At 53.3% G+C, this 272-nt stretch carries 1 protein-coding gene; it reads left to right on the top strand.

What is annotated here, in order from left to right:
* Positions 1-49: 49 nt before the first annotated feature.
* On the top strand, positions 50-272 hold a 223-nt coding region (locus tag HMPREF2692_RS12490; protein WP_141761289.1), incomplete at its 3' end, for a transposase.

Genomic DNA, 272 nt, shown 5'->3' with positions numbered 1-272 from the left:
TGAAGCGTCCTGGGTTTAGTTCCTACCTCAGCTAAGGAAGGATTGAACTATGCCTAGAAAGTATTCCGTCGAGTTCAAGGACAAGGCGGTCCATCAGATCATCGAAATGGTCCGCCTGGAATCTTGCTCACTGCAACGCGCCTACACGGAGGTCGGCGAGCTCCTTGGAGTATCTCACCACACGTTGCGGGCTTGGTACCGTGACAGCGCTTCAGTACGCGATAATTCTGACGCTTCAGGCGGCGAAACAATGGAAGAAGAGCTCAAGCGTC

The organism is Corynebacterium sp. HMSC036D03 (genome assembly GCF_001836185.1).
Taxonomy (GTDB): domain Bacteria; phylum Actinomycetota; class Actinomycetes; order Mycobacteriales; family Mycobacteriaceae; genus Corynebacterium; species Corynebacterium simulans.
Note: the sequence above shows the minus strand (reverse complement) of the source record. Positions and strands in the feature narration are given on the sequence as shown.